Genomic DNA, 18786 nt, shown 5'->3' on the forward strand with positions numbered 1-18786 from the left:
TCATCAGTCATCTCTGAGATGCCACCAAGAAAATATACTCATTTCCCGAAGCTATCAGTGCAAAGTTGCATATTGATCAGATTTTAGTAAAATCCCTATATTGAATGTGTCTTCATATCGCTGCGGAAGAATTCGTAATTATTCCTGCCTGCAGTTTTCGCACAGTACATGGCGGTGTCTGCATTTTTAATCAGCGTTTGTGCATCATGACCATCGCCTGGATAAAGACTTATACCAATGCTCGCTTGTGCGTATAAGTCTTTGTGATCATGCTGAAAAGGATGAAGGAGCGATACCTGTATTTTTTTTGCAATAAGCGCTGCGTCTTCTGCATATTTACCACCCACCAGAAGAATAACAAATTCGTCGCCGCCATACCGGCTTGCCGTGTCAGAACCTCTTACGCAATCAGACAGACGTTGGGCCACAGATTGCAGCAATACGTCGCCGCTGGCATGTCCAAGTGAATCGTTGGTATGTTTGAAATTGTCGAGATCCAGAAACAGTAACGCCAGTCGTGTACCATTCCTCTTGGCTAAATGAATTGCTTGCGCGATGCGGTCGTTTAACAGCGTGCGGTTAGGTAAATTAGTAAGTGCATCATGCTGTGCCATATGAGCCAATTTGACGCTCACCGCTTGAGCTGCGCTGACATCATGAAACACAATGACTGCTCCAGCAAGTTTGCCATCGCAGTCATGAATTGGCGAAGCAGAATCTTCGATGCGAACTTCACTACCGTCTTTTCGGATTAAGAGCGTATTTGCGGGCAGCTCTACTATTTCGTTTCTTTTCAAAACAAGTTCTACCGTGTTGTCTTCAACTTGCCTGGTTATACCGTTAATTGTTTTAAAAATTTTTTCTACCTGTTGTCCGGTCGCGTCGGCTTTTGACCACCCAGTAAGTGCTTCGGCAGCGGTGTTCAGGTAATCAATTTCTCCATCAATATTGGTACATACTATCGCGTCGCCAATTGAATTCAATACAATTTCAGCACGCGCCCGCTCTTCGTTAAGCTGTTTTTCGACATTCTTGCGCAGAATAATATTTCGCAATGATTGCGGAACCAGACTGCTGAGGAAATAACCCTTGGAAAGGTATCCTTGTGAACCTAGTTGTACGGCTTCAATAGCCGCGGCCTCTTCCTCCTCGGCACTCAGGGTCATTATTGGCGCCCCGGAGAAGTCGGCAAACAATGCCTTGAATGTGTCAACTCCCTTGCTGTCAGCGAGTGTTAAGTCCAACAAAATCAAGTCGATGTCACCTTTTTGCAATCGTGACAAGCCAGCATCAAGTCTGCAAAGGCATTCAGTAAGAAATGGGCCATCCTTTGAATGCCTAAGTGCATCCTCCAAAATCTTTGCGTCGTCAGAATTACTCGTGAGGATAAGAATTCGATATATCATAGTGCCTGCTTTTCTAACCAGGAAATTAAGTTACTTTAAGAAGGACATGCGAAGTGAACTAATTTTTGTATCGACCTTGCCATTCACCTGTATAACCAACTTGCCTTCAAGTTACTCACTCACTAGACTGAACCGATCGGCGAGGCAAATCAATGGTGAACATGCAGCCCTCTCCAAGTTTGCTTTGTACTGTCAGCAAACCACCATTCGCTTCAACACTACGTCTCGCAATGGAAAGCCCTAGACCCAGGCCGCTCTTGTTGCTGCCGCTTTGAGTGAACGGCAGGAACATGTCCCGCGCAGCTTCAGCACTCAGGCCTGGCCCACTGTCCTTGACATTGATGCGTATTCGCTCAGCGCCTGCATCAACGCTGAGCGTAACGACGCCATCTTTACCGCTAAATTTGAAGGCATTCTGCAGGAGATTTCCCAATGCTGAAAAGAGCAGGTCCTTGTCTGCATCGATCATCAGTATTGAAGGAGTTTGTTCAATATGTAAGCTGCAATTGAGCATTTCAGCTTCGAGAGAGGCAGAATATTTTACCTCGCCGATAAAATTTGCCAGACTGAAGACGGAGCGGTGCAGAGTCATGCCAGGTCCGACACGAACTTCTGCGAGCGAACGATCAATCAGACGCTGAAGCCCTACCAGGCTACGGTCCAGCACAACCCCTGTAGAACCGCTTAAACCGACATTACCCGACTTAATCGCCGTTAGTGCGAGCATTGCTGTGTTCAAATGGTTGCGCAACTCATGGGCAAAAAAACCCAGTCGCTCATTCGTTTCCAAAGCTTGTTCATCAGCAATCACAAAGTCACGTTGCTCACTAAACGCTGTGACAGCGTCAGCGATTCCATTATCCAGACAACGATTGAGAGTACGGAACTCACTGATCTCAAATTTTTGGTTAAGATCAATCGACAGGTCTGACACTGCCTGGCAAAGGTCGCCATAATTATGGACAACCTCATTGATAGAGTAGCCCAACGTCAAAAGATCAGCGCCGTGAATTGCGGTGGATACACCCAATTCGGCATGGCGACCCGGATCACCAGACGATGGGCCTGAAACGGCCAGGGCCTCAGCCATAGCACCCTGATTTTCAGCTTGCAGTGTGCGTATGAGTTGATCGAGAAACAAGGGGATGCCTTGTTCCAGTTGTTGCTTGTTTGGCGGTGACCTGTGCGGACGAGCGGACACTTTGTCGCGACATCGTCGCTCTAACTCGGCCCGGTTGACGATTAAAAAATCATGCATCATGGAAAGCCTCGTTGGGTATCCCATGCCTGTCAATTGGCGATTTGCGGCAACGTTGCCAGCGTGGGGTTTTACGCCAAGACAGCCCGGCGCATTTTCTTACAATAGGCCATGCCCCCTACCGCGTCTGTGCGCTGTCGCACTTATATATGATTCAGTCCACTTAGGTTCGATAGCTTTGCGCATTCGCATGCATGGTAGTCGCAGCCAGCTAGCATTGAGAAAAAATGTCCCGATGACGATTCCCCGCAAAAATGACTTCTGGCCGTGCAAAGCAAAAAGCCCTTGATCATTTCTGATCAAGGGCTTGAATACTTGGTTGCGGGGGCAGGATTTGAACCTACGACCTTCGGGTTATGAGCCCGACGAGCTGCCAGACTGCTCCACCCCGCGTCTGAAGAATGAAACTATACATGATTTTGCTGCTTCGCGCAATTCTTTTATAGGATCAGGACTTTTGCCGCACTTTTGCGGACAGGTGTTACACTTTGCAGATTCGCCAATTTTGACTCTTTTTGCCCATGAAATTCTGTTCTGAATGCGCGTCCCCGGTGGTCTTGCAAATCCCTGTTGATGATACTCGCGAGCGTTTTGTTTGCCCGGCATGTGGCATTATCCATTATCAAAACCCGAAGATGGTGGTGGGCTCTATTCCTGTATGGGAAGAAGATGGTGTCACCAAGATCTTATTGTGCAAACGTGCAATAGAACCGCGCCTGGGTTTCTGGACCTTGCCTGCAGGTTTCATGGAAAATTATGAGACCACGGCGCAGGCAGCGCAACGTGAGACTGAAGAAGAAGCTGGTGCCAATATCAAGTTGCATGAGCTGTTCTCTATTTTGAACGTGCCGCATGTACATCAGGTGCATTTGTTTTACCGCGCTACCTTGCTGGATTTGAATTACGCGGCGGGTGTTGAGAGCCTGGAAGTAGCATTATTCACTGAAGAGCAAATCCCCTGGGATGATATCGCATTCCCCACCATAGGCCATACACTGAAGTTCTTCTTTAAAGACCTTGCAAAGGTCAAGGATGGCGGGCGCTTCCAGATGCATGAGCATGATATTTTCAAACCCATGCTGCATGATTGAAACGAAACTGGCCGGGCTTGCATCAAAAAATGGGCGACGTTTTTTATCGCCCATTTTTTTCGTCATTATTTGCGTCATCACCAACTGGTTTCGCGTTCGGCAGTCGATGAGATTTTGTGTATAGCCAAATCTGCACCTTCAAATTCTTCTTCAGGATCAAGGCGTATGCCTATGAGTTTTTTCAGGCTGGCGTAGATGATGTAGCCGCCGACAAAGGCAATTGCAACGCCCATAATGGTGCCCAGCAATTGCGACATGAAGCTGACGCCACCGAGGCCACCCAAAGACTTTAATCCAAAGACACCAGCAGCTATACCACCCCAGGCACCGCACAGACCATGCAGGGGCCAGACGCCCAGTACATCATCGACCTTCCATTTGTTTTGTGTCCAGGTGAACATCCAGACAAAGATGGCGCCAGCTATCCCACCAGTGACCAGTGCGCCCAGCGGATGCATGAGGTCAGAACCGGCACAAACTGCCACCAGGCCAGCCAGGGGGCCGTTGTAGACAAAGCCTGGGTCATTCTTGCCGAGGATAAAGGCTACCAGCGTGCCGCCAACCATGGCCATCAGCGAGTTCATGGCAACCAGGCCATTCATTTTGTCCAGAGTTTGCGCGCTCATGACATTGAAGCCAAACCAGCCCACTGTGAGTATCCAGGCACCCAACGCCAGGAAAGGGATACTCGATGGCGGGTGGGCTGCAATTGCACCATTCTTCATATAGCGGCCACGGCGTGCGCCCAGCAGCAATACGGCGGGCAAGGCTACCCAGCCGCCAAAAGCATGCACGACGACGGAACCGGCAAAATCATGAAACTCTTCAGAGAACATCACTTTCAGCCATGCCTGTATCCCAAAACGCTGGTTCCAGGCTATGCCTTCAAAGAAAGGGTACAAGACGCCGACCAGCAAGGCTGTGGCAATCAGTTGCGGATGAAATTTTGCCCGCTCGGCAATCCCGCCTGAGATAATGGCGGGAATGGCAGCGGCAAAGGTCAACAAGAAAAAGAACTTGACCATTTCAAAGCCGTTTTTGGCAACCAGCACCTCGGCACCGGAGTAGAACTGCACACCATAAGCAATGGTATAACCGACAAAAAAGTAGGCGATGGTGGATACGGCAAAATCAACCAGTATCTTGACGAGGGCATTGACCTGGTTTTTCTTGCGCACGGTGCCTAATTCTAAAAACGCAAAGCCAGCATGCATTGCTAGTATCATGATTGCGCCAAGCAAGATAAATAAAGCGTCAGTGCTGCTATTTTGTGCATTCATGCAAAATATCTCCCAATATGAGTGCAAATTTGTATCAAAGGTGCATTGATAAAGCAAAATACATTCCAATTTAGTGCAAATTGATAAGTGATTGATTTAATGCGATTTTTAGAAACTGATTATTTGATAAGCAAGTTTGATGCACTGAAATATGGCGTCTTTTTGGTGCAAGCTGTAATGGGGGTCGTGTGATCCCCTGGTTGGAAACGAATAGCCCCTTTCCCCATCCCAGCACTGCGCTGACAGAAAAAGATGGTGCGGCGGGTTTGCTGGCGGCAGGCGCAGACTTGTCGGCAGAGCGCCTGCTATATGCCTACAAGAATGGCATCTTCCCCTGGTTTTCTGATGGGCAACCTATCTTGTGGTGGTCTACCGACCCGCGCATGGTCTTGCAGGTGCAGAATTTCAAAATATCACTCAGCTTGAAGAAGCGGCTGCGCCAAATCAGCAAAGACCCACGCTGGGAAGTCCGCTTTGATACTGCCTTTGAAGATGTCATGCGCGCCTGCGCCGCGCCGCGCGGTGAAGAGCATGGCACCTGGATTTCTGAAGATATCGTCGCGGGCTATTGTGACTTGCACAAGTTGGGATATGCTCATTCGACCGAGGTATGGCTGGACGGTGAACTGGTGGGTGGCGCCTACGGCGTCTGCATAGGCCGGATGTTTTATGGTGAGTCGATGTTTGCCAGGGTCACGGATGCGTCAAAAATAGCCTTGGCACACCTGGTATTTTTCTTGCGTGAACATGGGGTGAAAATGTTAGACTGCCAGCAAGAGACGGCACATTTGGCATCTCTGGGCGCAAAAGCGATCAGCAGAACCGAGTTTTTGCGCTGGGTAGAACATGCCAGTGTCTTGCCAGCGATTAGCAATTGGACCATAGTCAACAAGATCAGCCCGTGACCCAGCTTAACGAACTCCCCTTCGCCAGCATACAGTTTTATGCGACAGCGCCCTACCCTTGCAGTTATCTGGAAGGCTTGCAGGCGCGTTCGCAAGTGGCCACGCCTGCGCATCTGATTAATGCAGATGCCTATTCGGAGCTGGTGAAGAGTGGTTTTCGCCGTAGCGGCATTTTCATTTACCGGCCGCATTGTGATAACTGCCAGGCTTGTACACCGGTGCGCGTGCGTGTCAATGAATTTGAAACCAACCGCAGCCAGCGCCGTGCCTGGAAGAAGCATGGCAATCTGCATGCCCGCGTCAGCAGTCTCAGTTATGTGCATGAGCACTATGAGCTGTATCAACGCTATCAGGGTGAACGTCACTCTGGTGGAGGCATGGACAATGACAGCCGTGACCAGTATGCGCAGTTCTTGCTGCAAAGCCGGGTGAATACCCGTTTGGTTGAGTTCAGGGATGATAAAGATGTCTTGCGCATGGTCAGTATCATTGATGTGCTGACGGATGGCTTGTCGTCGGTGTATACCTTTTATGACCCGGATGATGCAACTGCATCCTACGGTACTTACAATGTCTTGTGGCAGATAGAGCAAACACGCTTGTTAAAGCTACCTTATGTCTATCTGGGTTACTGGATCGCTGCCAGTCCCAAGATGGCTTACAAAACGAATTTCCGCCCCCTTGATGCCTTGATGCAGGGGCGCTGGCAGACTTTGCGGGAGCTGTGAGGCTCTTCCTGTCTGTCTCTCAAATTTTATTTTCAACTTTTCTTCCTCAGCTATTTACATGTCTGCAAAACTTCTTTACTCCCTGATCCGCCCTGCCCTGTTTGCCATGGATCCGGAAAATGCCCATCACCTGACCTTACCTGCTCTGCAACGTGCCAATAAACTAGGCCTGGGTGGATTGCTGGGCAATAAACCTGCAGAAGATGCGCGCACTGTCATGGGTGTGCGCTTTCCCAACCCAGTAGGCCTGGCCGCCGGTCTGGACAAAGATGGAGCTTATATTGATGGACTGGCTGCAATCGGTTTTGGCTCCATAGAAATTGGCACGGTCACGCCACGTGCGCAGGCTGGCAACCCCAAGCCACGCATGTTTCGCCTGCCACAGGCAGATGCGATCATCAACCGCATGGGCTTTAATAATGGCGGCGTTGATGCCTTTGTGAAAAATGTGCAGGCATCACGCTTTTATCAGGACAAACAAGGCGTGCTTGGCCTCAACATCGGCAAGAATGCCGATACGCCTATAGAACGTGCTGCCGAAGACTACCTGCACTGCCTGGCCAAGGTTTATCCTTATGCCAGCTATGTGACGGTGAATATTTCTTCCCCCAATACCAAGAACCTGCGCCAGTTGCAGGGGGCGACTGAGCTGGATGCCTTGTTGTCGCAACTGAAGGAAGCACAGCAAAAACTGGCTGATGAGCATAAGCGTTATGTACCTGTTGCACTGAAGATTGCGCCTGATATTGATGCAGAACAGATCAAGACGATAGGCGAAGCCCTGCTGCGTCACAAGATAGATGGCGTCATTGCCACCAATACCACCATCACCCGCGACGCCGTACAGGGCTTGCCACATGCAGAAGAAACTGGCGGCCTGTCTGGCAAACCCGTGTTTGAATTATCCAACCGCGTGATCCGTGCCTTGAAGGCAGAACTGGGTAATGAGTTACCCATCATCGGTGTGGGCGGGATTTTTTCTGGTGCAGATGCAGTGGCTAAAATGCAGGCAGGTGCGGCACTGGTACAAGTGTATTCTGGCCTGATTTATCAAGGCCCCGCATTGGTAAAAGACTGCGCTGATGCATTGCGCGCACATAAATAATTTATCTATACCATCATGAAAAAAATTTTACTTGGCAATAGCCAGCTGAATGTATCCACCGTCTGCCTGGGCACCATGACCTTTGGTGAGCAGAACACCGAGGCAGAAGCGCATGAGCAGCTTGATTACGCATTGGAGCGCGGCATCAACTTTATTGATACTGCAGAGATGTATCCGGTCATGCCGCGCGCGGCAACGCAGGGCAAGACCGAGCAATATATAGGTAGCTGGATAAAAAATTCCGGCAAGCGTAGCGAGATCGTGCTGGCCACCAAAGTTGCCGGCCCTTCACGCGGCATGGGCTGGATACGCAACGGCGAAAATGACTTGAACGAAAAGAACATTCGCGCCGCCATAGAAACCAGTTTGCAACGCCTGCAAACCGACTATGTCGATCTGTATCAATTGCATTGGCCCAGCCGCAATGTCCCTATCTTTGGACAAAAACAATTTGACCGTACACTGGAAAGACCCTGTACAGAAATCGCTGAAACAGTAGCCGTGCTGAATGCTCTGGTGAAGGAAGGCAAGATACGCGCTTTTGGTGTGTCGAACGAAACATCCTGGGGTGTCAGCGAATTTATCAAACAGGCAGAACTGCAGGGTGCGGCAAATATTGCCAGCATACAAAATGCCTATAATCTGGTGAACCGCTCATTTGAACAGAGTCTGGATGAAACCTGCTTCCGTGAAAATGTCGGCTTGCTGGCTTATAGCCCGCTGGCATTTGGGCAGCTCACCGCCAAGTACACTGACGATGCCAAAGCCCATGGCCGCCTGACGATATTCCCACCAACCTGGAGCCCACGCTATATGCGCGCCACAGTTTTCGAGGCCAGCAAACGTTATGCAGCGCTGGCGCGTGAACATGGTTTGACGCCAGCGCAACTGGCACTGGCCTGGTGTTATTCGCGCAGCTTTGTTGCCAGCACCATCATAGGGGCGACCAACTTGACGCAGTTGAAAGAAAATATAGATGCACTGGATGTGCAACTCAGTGACGAACTCGTACAAGGCATCAACCGCATTCATGAAGAGTTGAGCAACCCTGGTCAGTAATATTATTGTGATTGGGGCATCAGGAAATCGCCACTCCGGCAAGAAGTTTTTACCTGGCATAAAATGCAAGCGCAATTGCAGCAAATGCCTATTGATCCTTTTACCGGAGAACCGAGATGTCACAATTGCGTATTAATATCATCAAGCTTGTTGTCTGCGTCCTGCTCATTATGGGATTGCTGATGGTGTTTTCTCACAGTGCCGCACCCAACGCGTCCTTGTTCAAAATGGCATTTTTCTCTGCCGCTTTCATGATCTTTGTTCTTGCTCTTGGATTTGCCAGCGTCTTCATCACGGGTGAATTCAAGCAATGGAGCCTCAATAATGGCGCAACCGACACCGGCTGGCTTTGGTTTAATGCTGAGCCACCTGGCCTGGAGGCCCTGAGAAATGGTATTGATGTCTCTACTTTGTCAGCCAAGGCAAAACAGGTATCCGCAGCAGATCAAAGCGCGGACAAAACCTGATACTAAAACTTAATACTGCGTAGCGCAGACCAGAATTCACTGGTGCTGCGCTTTCAGTTTCGCTTTTTTACACTTACTTCTGCGCTGGCCGCACAGGCAGCGGTACGTTGCACAAATCAATATGCCCTGCTGGTACTTTATACCAGTCACCACCACGATTTCTTTGCGCTTCAATAATAGACTTAAAAGTCGCCGTATCAGTGCGTATGATTTCCAACTTGCTGCGCTCAGCCTCTGGTACGTCGGCTGCCAGCTTCATGCTCTTGATGGGGGTACGCTCCTCGGCTTTTTCATAAAAGCCCAGAGGACCAGTACCACGTGGCAAGGTCGTCAATAATTCCATACCTTGCACGACACGGCCAACGGCCGTGATATTTCTGTCCAACTGTCTTGGCGCATGCCCGGTTACCACATACAAGGATGTGCCGTTGCCGCTATTTGCATCAGTGCCACGAGCCACACCTACACTTGCATAGCAATGCGTCAACCAGGCCGTACCCGCCTTGGGATCACGCCCGGCCGGGAAACCATTTGCATGCCCGACTTGCGGCGCATAGCCATCGACATCAGGCAGTAGCGTGAACGGTAAATTGGCGGGATATTTGACGGTGAATTCGCCTTCAAGCTTACGTTTAGCCGTTTTGACTTCACGTTTGTCGTCCGGGTCAGCCCATTGCGCCACATAATTTTCTTGCGAGCGTACTATAGCCAAACCATCAAAATAACCCTCACGCACCAATGCCTTGATGTTTTTCGTATGATTAGGAGCAAAATTGGGTGCCAGCTCAATCACGACACGGCCCTTTTCCAGATTCAGATACAAGGTATTGTCAGGATCAAGCGGACGCCAGTCTGCAGTGCTGGAATTTTTAACGATGTCCCCCAAATTCAACTTGGATGCCTGCACTACTTTAGCAGGTGCACTCTTGGCTTTCGCCGTAGCAGCATAGGAGTGGTCAGGGGCAGACAAGAACAGACCCGCGATCATGCAAGTCATCAGGGCTTTTCCAGTGGGCACAGCAGCAAAACGTAAAGGCATTATTTGACTCCGGTAAGGTGCGCAAAGATTATCGCAATTGCCGTATGGGCAAGAATGGGTGACCTTACGCGAATGAGACTGTTTTGTCCATATACCTCAAATATATCTATTACTTTTCCGATCAATTACCTGGCCTGGCTGCTTTATTTCCGGGTTTTTCTCATTGGAATATTGCAAAAACCTGGCGAATCCGGTACAACCTGAATCAATCTTTTACATCAAGGAGTCCTTGTTTGAAACCTCAACTTCAGGCACCTACCGGTGCATTTGTGGGCGCATCCTGGGCCGCTTTGTTTATAGGTGCAGCAACCTATCTGACTGGCGTCTGGAATGCCCAGATGCAATTGAATGAAAAAGGTTATTACTTCACCATACTGATGTATGGCTTGTTTGCTGCCGTGTCCTTGCAAAAATCGGTACGCGACAAACTCGAAGGCATTCCTGTTACTGGGATTTATTTTGGTCTGTGCTGGTTGTCACTGGGCTTGTCCATCCTGTTGCTTGCCGTAGGTCTGTTTAATGCGACTTTGAGCTGGAGTGAAAAAGGTTTCTTTGCCATGGCATTTTTGCTGAGCCTGTTTGCTGCTGTTGCAGTACAAAAAAATGTGCGTGATATTAACCTGCTCAAGCCTGATCAAGACACCATGCCCATGCATGACGGTCATGAAAACTGATTTTTTGTTTAAGCCAGAACGCTTCTGTCCATTGTGAATAATAACGTCCCGGACAATGGTGATTTTGCCGCCTATCTGGAAAATTTAGATAGGCGACACAAAACAAATGCCCCGCCAATTACTGTAACAAACTCAACTCCGCCTGCCATCCAACATCTGCATAGTGAAGACCTAACGGACCAGGAAAGACTAAGCCTGCTGGAACTCTCTGAACTTCCACCAATTTCTGATGATGATTTGTTGACACAAGCCCTGGCATCTGCGGGCGAGACCAATGAATATGATCTGGATGAAAAGGTGGAAAACAGTATGATTGATGAAGAAACGGAAGCAAAAACTGATTTGCAGAATGGACCAGAAACTGAACAAGCTGACCTAGCATTTCTTGGTGAGCATGCACTGCAATTAGCAGATCAGACCCTGCCTGAAAATTTCAACGAGATACCGCAGATTACTGATGAAGATTTGATACAGCAAGCACTGACATGTCCGGCAGATAACGAAGATATTTCACCAGAATAAATCAGTATTATTAAAGACAAAGAGCCTGCATTTGTTCAGTTAATACACTGGAACAAGTGCAGACTCTTTTTCATTTGCAATTTATTTAGCCATACGCCAGCGACAAATGTCCAGCTCGAACTGCCGCAGTGGATTTTACCTCCACCTGCATGGAATTTTGTAGCGAAGCGATGGAACCACCGGCACGATACTGGAAGCTGACTTGCAGCAGATCACCCTCTTTGACTGCAACAGGCAGCGACAATGGCAAGGCCATATAGTGATTCAACCAATCTATGGTCGATGAAGATTCCATCAAGACCGCCAGAATATTCTTGGTCACAAAACGCAAGGCGCTGACTGTACCCGCTTTTTCCACGGTAAAACTGCCTTCCCATTTGATTTGCATGTCATTAGGCTGGCTGAAATCGATGATGCTATACAAGGCAGGTTGGGCTAACTCCACCGTGTCGGCAGAAAAAACGCCTGGTTGCTGGAACTGGATGATCGGTGCCTGATAGCCAGAGAAATCATAGGTTTGCTGCAGCGGCTGCACTGCCATGACGACAGCTTCTGGAATGAACAGAGGCAAGGGGCCACCAAATTTTGCTGCATAACGTTTCTTGAAGTTCTCTATGACTTCGACCTGTTTTTCACGCAGCATGGCGACGTGTATCATCTCACAAATGACGATATCAACAGGCTCTGGTGGCAGGTATTCAAAAGCATCGGCGTGGATGACTTCGACTTTTTCACCATAGCGGTTCATGGCCAGCAAGCGGCGCGCTTCATCCACCATGTCGGGATTGAACTCGACGCAATACACTTTGGACGCAGCCTGTGCAGCAAACCAGGACAACACACCCGTACCCCCGCCCAGCTCCAGTACTTTCGCACCCTCAAATACCTGGCGCCGTATCGCCGCTTTGAAATTATCCATACGGTTCAAGTCCATCAACATATTGTGATGGTATTGCAGGGGGATAAACTGTCCGAGGTAGCAGCTTTCTGCCTCACGTTCAATCAACATGATCACTCCTTCTTTACCTGGTTTCATCATGTGGCTGCCATCTGAAGAGCTCAACAGGACAGTCAATTTTCTCACCATCAACACACAAATTTTTGAATTCGTATTGTGTATGGCCTTGAGAAGTTGATTATCCTTGGGTTATAAGGAAGTGAATCATGGAGTTGAACAGCGAATCTGCGTCAATTCTTGCGTATGCTAAAGATAGCCACATGCAATATGTCTGCAAATTAACTTTATGCAAAGAAACGACTATGCGCAACACTTGTTTTGAAAAAACAAGTAACAGAACCGTACGAATAAGCGCAAATAAAAGAGAAGTCGGCTAAGCTAAATCAGTTTGATCAGACAGATCTGTCTGGTTTGGGTCGCTCGCAGCGCCCATCCTGATATGCTTTGGGCAGTTGCTCCCAGCCCTCGCCTGGCGAAGTTTGGGAGCAGACTACATGCGCATTGAGTTTGCTGCGCCACTTATACCAGGCTGCGGGTGCGGCATGCGCCAGCGTGACGGCCAACAACATGGTCAGTATCAAAACTTTTCTGAACATAGTCATGACCGTCACTCCTCCTGATATTTAATGCAAGTTGATGTTGCTTAGGCTTTGGCCAAGAACCTGTTTACGATCTGCAGCGAGCGTCAGCGGGGTCAGGGTAAATAAAACGCAGCGCAAAAAGCGGAATGTACTCTACTAGTACATGAGCATTTTGAGCAGCACATGAACCCCGATCACGCACGCGCAGTAAGATCAGAAACAGGTTCTAAGGCACGGTAGCTGGCAAGTTCATCGATAGTCAGTATCACAATATCATGAGTCACTGCATATTCTATGATTTGCTCGCCTTTGGCCATGCTGCCATCCGGGTTCATCAGCTCACATAATACAGCTGCTGGTAACAATCCCGCCATCATGGCCAGATCGACAGAGCCTTCGGTATGGCCGCGTCGGCTAAGCACGCCGCCAGGTGCTGCACGCAAAGGGAAAACATGGCCTGGCCGTGCCAAATGCTCAGGCTGGGCATCAGTTGCGATGGCAGTCAGGATGGTGGTGACACGGTCTGCAGCAGAAACCCCCGTCGTCACACCTTGTTTGGCCTCTATCGACACTGTGAAAGCCGTGCCATAACGACTTTCATTGTGGCTGACCATAGGTGGCAGGTCGAGTTGCTGCAGTCTGTCATCGGTCAGACACAGGCAGACGATGCCACTGCAATCGCGGATCAGCCGGGCCATGGACTCAACCGTGATTTTTTCGGCGGCAACAATGAGGTCAGCCTCGTTTTCCCGGTCAAAGTCATCCATGAGTAATACAGGACGACCATTACGCAAGTCTGCCAGTGCCCTGGACAGACGCTGATCAAAAGGGCTAAGGGATAATATTTCCGGCTGTGCGGAATTGGAAGATATAACAGTAGTACTAATAGTATTCAACATAATGAAACGCTCCGGCAAAAGTAAATGTGCAAAAGACGTTTCAGGGAGTAAAAAACGAATAGCCAAACACAAACGCCCATGATCTTCACCATAGGAGTTTTGTGTAAGAACCTGCTTACGATCTGTAGCGAGCGTCAGCGGGGTCAAGGTAACAAAAACGCAGCGCAAAAAGCGGAATGTACTTTAGTACATGAGCATTTTGAGTAGTACATGAGCATTTTGAGTAGCACATGAGCCCCGATCACGCTCGCGCAGTAAGATCGGAAACAGGTTCTAAGGCGTATCTTCTCTCATCCGGACTATGACCGTCGGCCCTGGAATCACACCAGATCTGCTGACCTTGCAAACTGCTGCAAACTTGCTACAACCGTTTTTTACTGCAAGCGCTCGCGGGCTTGTGTACGAGAATCGCCAAGGCAATCCTGTGCATTTACCGCCGGTGGGGAATTACACCCCGCCCTGAAGACGTACAACCTACCGAGTTATTCGGCAAATGAATTATACGCAAAAAAAAAATTACTGTTTGGGCAAGCTCAAATTCCTGCCGTCATTACCAGACTTCAAACAATATGGCTCTTTTATGACATAGGCATCAACAGACACAGCACAGGCCTTATAACAACAAGATATATACCTGCAAACATTTTCTTATGCAGAAAACATATATTTATAGAAGAATTGTTAAAAATATTGTCTGATTTAACTCGCATTTCCATACGGCAACATCTATTCTTATTTTCAAAGACATTTCCGGTTTTTTCGCACCAACATCTTTGTGAATCAGAAACACAAATTCCTGTCGTGGCACCAGCTTGATAAAAAACACATCAAAAGCGCAAGCTTTCTTGCATAAGTTATTTCTTAAATAATTTATTCTGTTTTTACGAATTAAACTAAAGGCAATATCAGTCCAGCGATTTTGCATATATCAAATACGTATATAAGCAAATGAATACTAAGTAGTTTGGAATAAAGCCTGGATTCATTACGATGCACCTACTTTGCGCGAGGCGACATGACGTTAACCTATATATTTTCGGGATTTGCAGTGGGCACCCTGGTCGGTTTGACCGGCGTGGGTGGCGGCTCGCTGATGACTCCCTTGCTTACCCTGCTGTTTGGCGTATCACCAACAGTGGCGGTGGGCACGGACCTCGCCTTTGCTTCAATCACCAAGGCTACAGGTACTTTCACCCATAGATTGCGCGGCACAGTTGAGTGGAATGTTGTACGTCTTCTCTGCTATGGTGCTCTGCCAGCAGCAGTGGTTGCCACGCTGTTCCTCAAGAATTTTGGGGCGCTGGATAAAGAAATCGGTCAGCTCATACGCTACTCCATCGCTGTCTCTGTATTGTTGACCGTAGTTGCCCTGCTATTTAAAGGCAAGATGTTGAACTGGCTGAACAAGCATCCTGAAAAGCAATTGCAAGGCAAAAAACTTGCTGCCGCCACTATTATCTCTGGTGCGGTACTGGGGACGCTGGTGACCATTTCATCCATTGGTGCCGGCGCCATCGGCGCGACTTTGCTGGTGATGCTGTATCCACGCATGTCCGCTGCTCACATCGCAGGCACAGATATCGCCTATGCTGTACCTTTGACAGCCATTGCTGCTTTTGGTCATTGGTGGCTGGGCTCGATAGACTGGGTCTTGCTGGGTAGCCTGCTCATAGGCTCTTTGCCAGGCATTACCCTGGGCTCAATGGCAGCCCGCGCCGTACCTGAAAAATTTTTACGTGGCCTGCTGGCAACCACCCTGACTTTGGTTGCTGCCAAGCTTGTCCTTTGAATCTGTTTGCAATCGCGTACTTACAGACGCATTTTATGGGTAATTAAAGATGTATCGTTACGACCAGCACGATCACCAAATCATCAAGGAACGTATTGCACAGTACCGTGATCAGGTAGCACGCCGACTTTCCAATGAATTGTCAGAAGAAGAGTTTCTGCCATTGCGTTTGCAAAACGGCTTATACAATCAGCGGCATGCTTATATGTTGCGTGTCGCCGTGCCTTACGGCATGTTGTCGTCAGACCAGATGCGTAAATTTGCCTATATTGCGCGCGTTTATGATCGTGGCTATGGTCATTTTACTACCCGCCAGAATATCCAATACAACTGGATCAACCTGGAAGACTCTCCAAAGATTCTGGAAGACCTGGCTACCGTTGAAATGCACGCTATCCAGACTTCAGGCAACTGCATGCGCAATATCACATCAGACGAGTTTGCCGGGGTTGCGGCTGATGAAGTGATAGACCCACGCCCTTATGCTGAAATCTTGCGCCAATGGACTACCTTCCATCCAGAGTTCGCCTATTTGCCGCGCAAATTCAAGATTGCCATTAATGGCGCGCTGGAAGACCGTGCAGCGATTGCCGTACATGACATAGGCTTGACCGTAGTACATAACGAGGCCGGTGAAGTAGGCTTCAAAGTCATGGTTGGTGGTGGCATGGGTCGTACGCCTATTTTAGGTAGTGTGATTCGTGAATTCTTGCCATGGCAGCATGTCATGACTTATCTGGAAGCCATCCTGCGTATTTACAACCAGCACGGACGACGTGACAACAAGTATAAGGCGCGTATCAAGATCCTTGTCAAAGCCATCGGTGCTGATGTGTTTGCCAGACAGGTTGAAGAAGAATGGGCCGATATCAAGGATGGTCCTGGCACATTGACACACGAAGAATTGCAAAGGGTGGCCTCGTATTTCAGCACCCCTGCCTACCTTGACTTGCCAGCCAGTGATGCCGCCTATGAGCAGCACAAGACAGAAAACAAGGCATTTGCCAACTGGGTCAAACGTAATGTCAAGCCACACAAGGTCGCTGGCTATTCAAGCGTGGTTTTGTCCTTGAAAAAACCGGGCGTTCCGCCTGGCGATGCGACAGCTGGCCAAATGGATTTTATGGCTGACCTGGCAGACCGTTACAGCTTTTCAGAATTGCGCGTCACGCATGAGCAAAATATCGTCCTGTCTGATGTACAGCAATCTGCCTTGTTCGCCTTATGGCAAGAAGCGAAGGCCCAGGGACTGGCAACGCCAAACATCGGCCTGCTGACTGACATGATCTGCTGCCCGGGCGGCGATTTCTGTTCTCTGGCAAATGCCAAATCGATACCGATCGCACTGGATATCACCGACCGTTTTGCTGATCTTGATTATTTGCATGACATTGGTGATCTTGAATTGAATATGTCTGGTTGCATCAATGCTTGCGGCCATCACCATGTAGGCAATATTGGCATACTTGGCGTGGACAAAGACGGCAGCGAGTTTTATCAAGTATCCATAGGTGGTGCACAAGGTAACAGTTCTGCCATAGGTAAAATCATAGGCCCCTCTTTTTCTGCGGGCCAAATGCCGGAAGTGATAGAGCGTATCGTTCAGGTCTATATCCGCGACCGCATTGAAAATGAGCGTTTCATTGATACTGCGCAACGCCTTGGCATCGCACCATTCAAGGAATATGTTTACGCAACACCGATCAAAACAACAGAGCATCATGGCGAAGATGCCGGTTCTGTTGTCAGTTACTGAATTACTAGGGTGAATTGAGAAAGTGCATGATGCGAGAAATCATTAAAGATAAAACCATAGTAAGCGACGACTGGACGATACTGCGTCTGGCAGAAAATGAAACGCCGGATGCCGTCGATGTACCCGCTGGCAAGATCGTAGTGCCATTAAAGGTCTGGCTATTGCAGCGCGAAAGCCTGCTGAAACGCACTGACCTGGCTGTGTGGTTCAGCAGCGATGAACAAACCAAAGATTTGAAGGAAGATATCAGCCGCTTCAGCATGCTGGCAGTAGATTTCCCTAAATTTTCAGATGGCCGTGGCTATTCCATCGCCTATAACCTGCGCTCACGCCTGAACTTCACTGGCGAATTGCGCGCCATCGGCGATGTTTTGCGCGACCAGTTGTTTTACATGCAGCGTGTCGGCTTCAATGCCTTTGCCACACGTGAAGACAAAAATATCCATGATGCCATCAAGGGACTGACTGATTTTTCTGAAAAATACCAGACCTCCTGGGACGAAAAAAACCCCTTGTTCCGCCGTGCGGAGCGCAACGGAGCGCAAGCATGAGTGATTTTTTGGAGCGCCTTGCCGCAACACAGGCTATATTGGAAAGAATCGCCAACGACTTTGAACCGGCTGTCTTTGCATCAAGCCTGGCAGCAGAAGACATGGTGTTGACTGACCTGATTTTGCGCAAGAAACTGAATATCACGATTTTCTCGCTGGAAACCGGACGCCTGCATGCAGAAACCCTGGGCATGCTGGATAAAGTCAAGGAAACCTATGGCACAGAAATCAAGTTGTTCAAGCCGGATGCGACAGCGGTAGAAAATTATGTCAGCCAGCATGGACTAAATGCCTTTTACGACAGCGTGGAAATGCGCAAGGAATGCTGCCGCATACGCAAGGTAGAACCACTGAAGCGTGCACTGGCAGGCAACAAGGCCTGGGTTACCGGCCAGCGCCGTGCGCAATCGGCTACCCGGACTGAACTGGCGATACAGGAAGATGACGCAACACATGGCCTGCAAAAGTTTAATCCTTTGGCAGATTGGTCAGAAGATGATGTGTGGCACTATCTCAGGAGCAACAATGTGCCTTACAATCCTTTACATGACAAAGGATATCCATCGATAGGCTGTGAACCATGCACCCGTGCGATACAGCCAGGTGAAGATGTCAGGGCTGGACGATGGTGGTGGGAAAATCCCGATTCCAAGGAATGTGGCCTGCATGTTGTTGATGGCAAGCTGATCCGAATTAAACAAGCTGTCTGAAGAAGAAA

The 18786-nt window shown here is 48.9% G+C and carries 19 protein-coding genes, 1 tRNA gene and 1 riboswitch; of the genes, 12 read left to right on the plus strand and 8 right to left on the minus strand.

Going from position 1 to position 18786, the window contains the following annotated elements; all coding sequences use genetic code 11:
* Positions 1-95 precede the first annotated feature (95 nt).
* The 3 genes from AC07OI_RS05290 to AC07OI_RS05300 form a co-directional block, all read right to left on the minus strand.
* Positions 96-1406: a diguanylate cyclase domain-containing protein gene (locus AC07OI_RS05290; protein WP_495256504.1), complete on the minus strand. Its 1311-nt coding sequence runs from the start codon at positions 1404-1406 to the stop codon at positions 96-98.
* A 115-nt stretch (positions 1407-1521) separates the two neighbouring features.
* Positions 1522-2667 (minus strand): sensor histidine kinase, encoded by a 1146-nt coding sequence (locus AC07OI_RS05295; RefSeq protein ID WP_495256505.1) that lies wholly within the window; start codon positions 2665-2667, stop codon positions 1522-1524.
* A 313-nt stretch (positions 2668-2980) separates the two neighbouring features.
* A tRNA-Met gene (locus tag AC07OI_RS05300) sits at positions 2981-3057 on the minus strand.
* A gap of 128 nt (positions 3058-3185) precedes the next feature.
* Between AC07OI_RS05300 and AC07OI_RS05305 the strand changes: the two genes are divergently transcribed.
* Positions 3186-3755 (plus strand): NUDIX hydrolase, encoded by a 570-nt coding sequence (locus AC07OI_RS05305; protein WP_492702818.1) that lies wholly within the window; start codon positions 3186-3188, stop codon positions 3753-3755.
* 77 nt (positions 3756-3832) lie between these two features.
* On the opposite strand, the gene AC07OI_RS05310 is transcribed toward AC07OI_RS05305, so the two are convergent.
* Complete coding sequence (locus AC07OI_RS05310) at positions 3833-5035, minus strand: ammonium transporter (RefSeq protein ID WP_495256506.1); 1203 nt, start codon at positions 5033-5035, stop codon at positions 3833-3835.
* Between the two features lie 188 nt (positions 5036-5223).
* Between AC07OI_RS05310 and aat the strand changes: the two genes are divergently transcribed.
* The 5 genes from aat (at position 5224) to AC07OI_RS05335 (ending at position 9299) form a co-directional block, all read left to right on the plus strand.
* Positions 5224-5940 (plus strand): leucyl/phenylalanyl-tRNA--protein transferase, encoded by a 717-nt coding sequence (gene aat, locus AC07OI_RS05315; protein WP_495256507.1) that lies wholly within the window; start codon positions 5224-5226, stop codon positions 5938-5940.
* Positions 5937-6668: an arginyltransferase gene (locus AC07OI_RS05320; protein WP_423002698.1), complete on the plus strand. Its 732-nt coding sequence runs from the start codon at positions 5937-5939 to the stop codon at positions 6666-6668. Before aat ends, AC07OI_RS05320 begins: the two co-directional genes overlap by 4 nt.
* Positions 6669-6726: 58 nt before the next feature.
* Positions 6727-7773: a quinone-dependent dihydroorotate dehydrogenase gene (locus AC07OI_RS05325; RefSeq protein WP_492702815.1), complete on the plus strand. Its 1047-nt coding sequence runs from the start codon at positions 6727-6729 to the stop codon at positions 7771-7773.
* Positions 7774-7788: 15 nt separating this feature from the next.
* Positions 7789-8832 (plus strand): aldo/keto reductase, encoded by a 1044-nt coding sequence (locus tag AC07OI_RS05330; protein WP_495256508.1) that lies wholly within the window; start codon positions 7789-7791, stop codon positions 8830-8832.
* A 116-nt stretch (positions 8833-8948) separates the two neighbouring features.
* Positions 8949-9299 carry a hypothetical protein gene (locus AC07OI_RS05335; RefSeq protein WP_495256509.1) on the plus strand — a complete coding sequence of 117 codons (351 nt, stop codon included), beginning with the start codon at positions 8949-8951 and terminating at the stop codon, positions 9297-9299.
* 73 nt (positions 9300-9372) lie between these two features.
* Here the strand turns inward: AC07OI_RS05335 and AC07OI_RS05340 are convergent, their stop codons facing one another.
* On the minus strand, positions 9373-10338 hold the full coding sequence (locus tag AC07OI_RS05340; RefSeq protein ID WP_495256510.1) for a peptidylprolyl isomerase: 966 nt from the start codon (positions 10336-10338) through the stop codon (positions 9373-9375).
* A gap of 233 nt (positions 10339-10571) precedes the next feature.
* Between AC07OI_RS05340 and yiaA the strand changes: the two genes are divergently transcribed.
* Together yiaA and AC07OI_RS05350 are read left to right on the plus strand one after the other, a co-directional pair.
* Positions 10572-11012 (plus strand): inner membrane protein YiaA, encoded by a 441-nt coding sequence (gene yiaA / locus AC07OI_RS05345; RefSeq protein ID WP_492702811.1) that lies wholly within the window; start codon positions 10572-10574, stop codon positions 11010-11012.
* A 33-nt stretch (positions 11013-11045) separates the two neighbouring features.
* Positions 11046-11534 carry a hypothetical protein gene (locus AC07OI_RS05350; protein WP_495256511.1) on the plus strand — a complete coding sequence of 163 codons (489 nt, stop codon included), beginning with the start codon at positions 11046-11048 and terminating at the stop codon, positions 11532-11534.
* 85 nt (positions 11535-11619) lie between these two features.
* Here AC07OI_RS05350 and AC07OI_RS05355 read toward each other — a convergent pair whose 3' ends face one another.
* From AC07OI_RS05355 to ribB, 3 genes are all read right to left on the minus strand, one after another.
* Complete coding sequence (locus AC07OI_RS05355) at positions 11620-12543, minus strand: class I SAM-dependent methyltransferase (protein ID WP_492703121.1); 924 nt, start codon at positions 12541-12543, stop codon at positions 11620-11622.
* Between the two features lie 341 nt (positions 12544-12884).
* Entirely contained in the window at positions 12885-13094 is a 210-nt protein-coding gene (locus AC07OI_RS05360; RefSeq protein ID WP_492702809.1) for a hypothetical protein, read from the minus strand.
* A gap of 173 nt (positions 13095-13267) precedes the next feature.
* Positions 13268-13972, minus strand: coding sequence for a 3,4-dihydroxy-2-butanone-4-phosphate synthase (gene ribB / locus AC07OI_RS05365; RefSeq protein WP_492702808.1), 705 nt, complete (start codon positions 13970-13972; stop codon positions 13268-13270).
* A gap of 278 nt (positions 13973-14250) precedes the next feature.
* Positions 14251-14443: riboswitch (FMN riboswitch) on the minus strand.
* Between the two features lie 544 nt (positions 14444-14987).
* On the opposite strand from ribB, the gene AC07OI_RS05370 reads away from it, so the two are divergent.
* From AC07OI_RS05370 to AC07OI_RS05385, 4 genes are read left to right on the plus strand one after another with little or no spacing between them, the layout of a single operon-like run.
* Positions 14988-15761, plus strand: a complete 774-nt coding sequence (locus AC07OI_RS05370; protein ID WP_492702807.1) for a sulfite exporter TauE/SafE family protein — start codon at positions 14988-14990, stop codon at positions 15759-15761.
* A 49-nt stretch (positions 15762-15810) separates the two neighbouring features.
* Positions 15811-17517 carry a nitrite/sulfite reductase gene (locus AC07OI_RS05375; protein ID WP_495256512.1) on the plus strand — a complete coding sequence of 569 codons (1707 nt, stop codon included), beginning with the start codon at positions 15811-15813 and terminating at the stop codon, positions 17515-17517.
* Between the two features lie 29 nt (positions 17518-17546).
* The gene (locus AC07OI_RS05380; protein WP_495256760.1) at positions 17547-18068 is read left to right on the plus strand and encodes a DUF934 domain-containing protein; all 522 of its coding nucleotides are present in this window, start codon (positions 17547-17549) and stop codon (positions 18066-18068) included.
* Positions 18065-18778, plus strand: coding sequence for a phosphoadenylyl-sulfate reductase (locus AC07OI_RS05385; protein WP_495256513.1), 714 nt, complete (start codon positions 18065-18067; stop codon positions 18776-18778). The genes AC07OI_RS05380 and AC07OI_RS05385 overlap by 4 nt, the downstream gene beginning before the upstream one ends.
* The last annotated feature ends 8 nt before the right edge of the window (positions 18779-18786 follow it).

The sequence above is a fragment of the Undibacterium sp. GW821-FHT07F11 genome, from assembly GCF_059418665.1.

Coding starts and splice junctions, on each gene's coding strand:
- AC07OI_RS05295 (WP_495256505.1), bottom strand. CDS start 2,667: ATGATGCATGATTTTTTAATCGTCAACCGGGCCGAGTTAGAGCGACGA.
- AC07OI_RS05305 (WP_492702818.1), top strand. CDS start 3,186: ATGAAATTCTGTTCTGAATGCGCGTCCCCGGTGGTCTTGCAAATCCCT.
- AC07OI_RS05370 (WP_492702807.1), top strand. CDS start 14,988: ATGACGTTAACCTATATATTTTCGGGATTTGCAGTGGGCACCCTGGTC.
- AC07OI_RS05340 (WP_495256510.1), bottom strand. CDS start 10,338: ATGCCTTTACGTTTTGCTGCTGTGCCCACTGGAAAAGCCCTGATGACT.
- AC07OI_RS05385 (WP_495256513.1), top strand. CDS start 18,065: ATGAGTGATTTTTTGGAGCGCCTTGCCGCAACACAGGCTATATTGGAA.
- AC07OI_RS05355 (WP_492703121.1), bottom strand. CDS start 12,543: ATGTTGATTGAACGTGAGGCAGAAAGCTGCTACCTCGGACAGTTTATC.
- AC07OI_RS05375 (WP_495256512.1), top strand. CDS start 15,811: ATGTATCGTTACGACCAGCACGATCACCAAATCATCAAGGAACGTATT.
- AC07OI_RS05380 (WP_495256760.1), top strand. CDS start 17,547: ATGCGAGAAATCATTAAAGATAAAACCATAGTAAGCGACGACTGGACG.
- AC07OI_RS05290 (WP_495256504.1), bottom strand. CDS start 1,406: ATGATATATCGAATTCTTATCCTCACGAGTAATTCTGACGACGCAAAG.
- AC07OI_RS05330 (WP_495256508.1), top strand. CDS start 7,789: ATGAAAAAAATTTTACTTGGCAATAGCCAGCTGAATGTATCCACCGTC.
- AC07OI_RS05325 (WP_492702815.1), top strand. CDS start 6,727: ATGTCTGCAAAACTTCTTTACTCCCTGATCCGCCCTGCCCTGTTTGCC.
- ribB (WP_492702808.1), bottom strand. CDS start 13,972: ATGTTGAATACTATTAGTACTACTGTTATATCTTCCAATTCCGCACAG.
- AC07OI_RS05335 (WP_495256509.1), top strand. CDS start 8,949: ATGTCACAATTGCGTATTAATATCATCAAGCTTGTTGTCTGCGTCCTG.
- AC07OI_RS05360 (WP_492702809.1), bottom strand. CDS start 13,094: ATGACTATGTTCAGAAAAGTTTTGATACTGACCATGTTGTTGGCCGTC.
- AC07OI_RS05310 (WP_495256506.1), bottom strand. CDS start 5,035: ATGAATGCACAAAATAGCAGCACTGACGCTTTATTTATCTTGCTTGGC.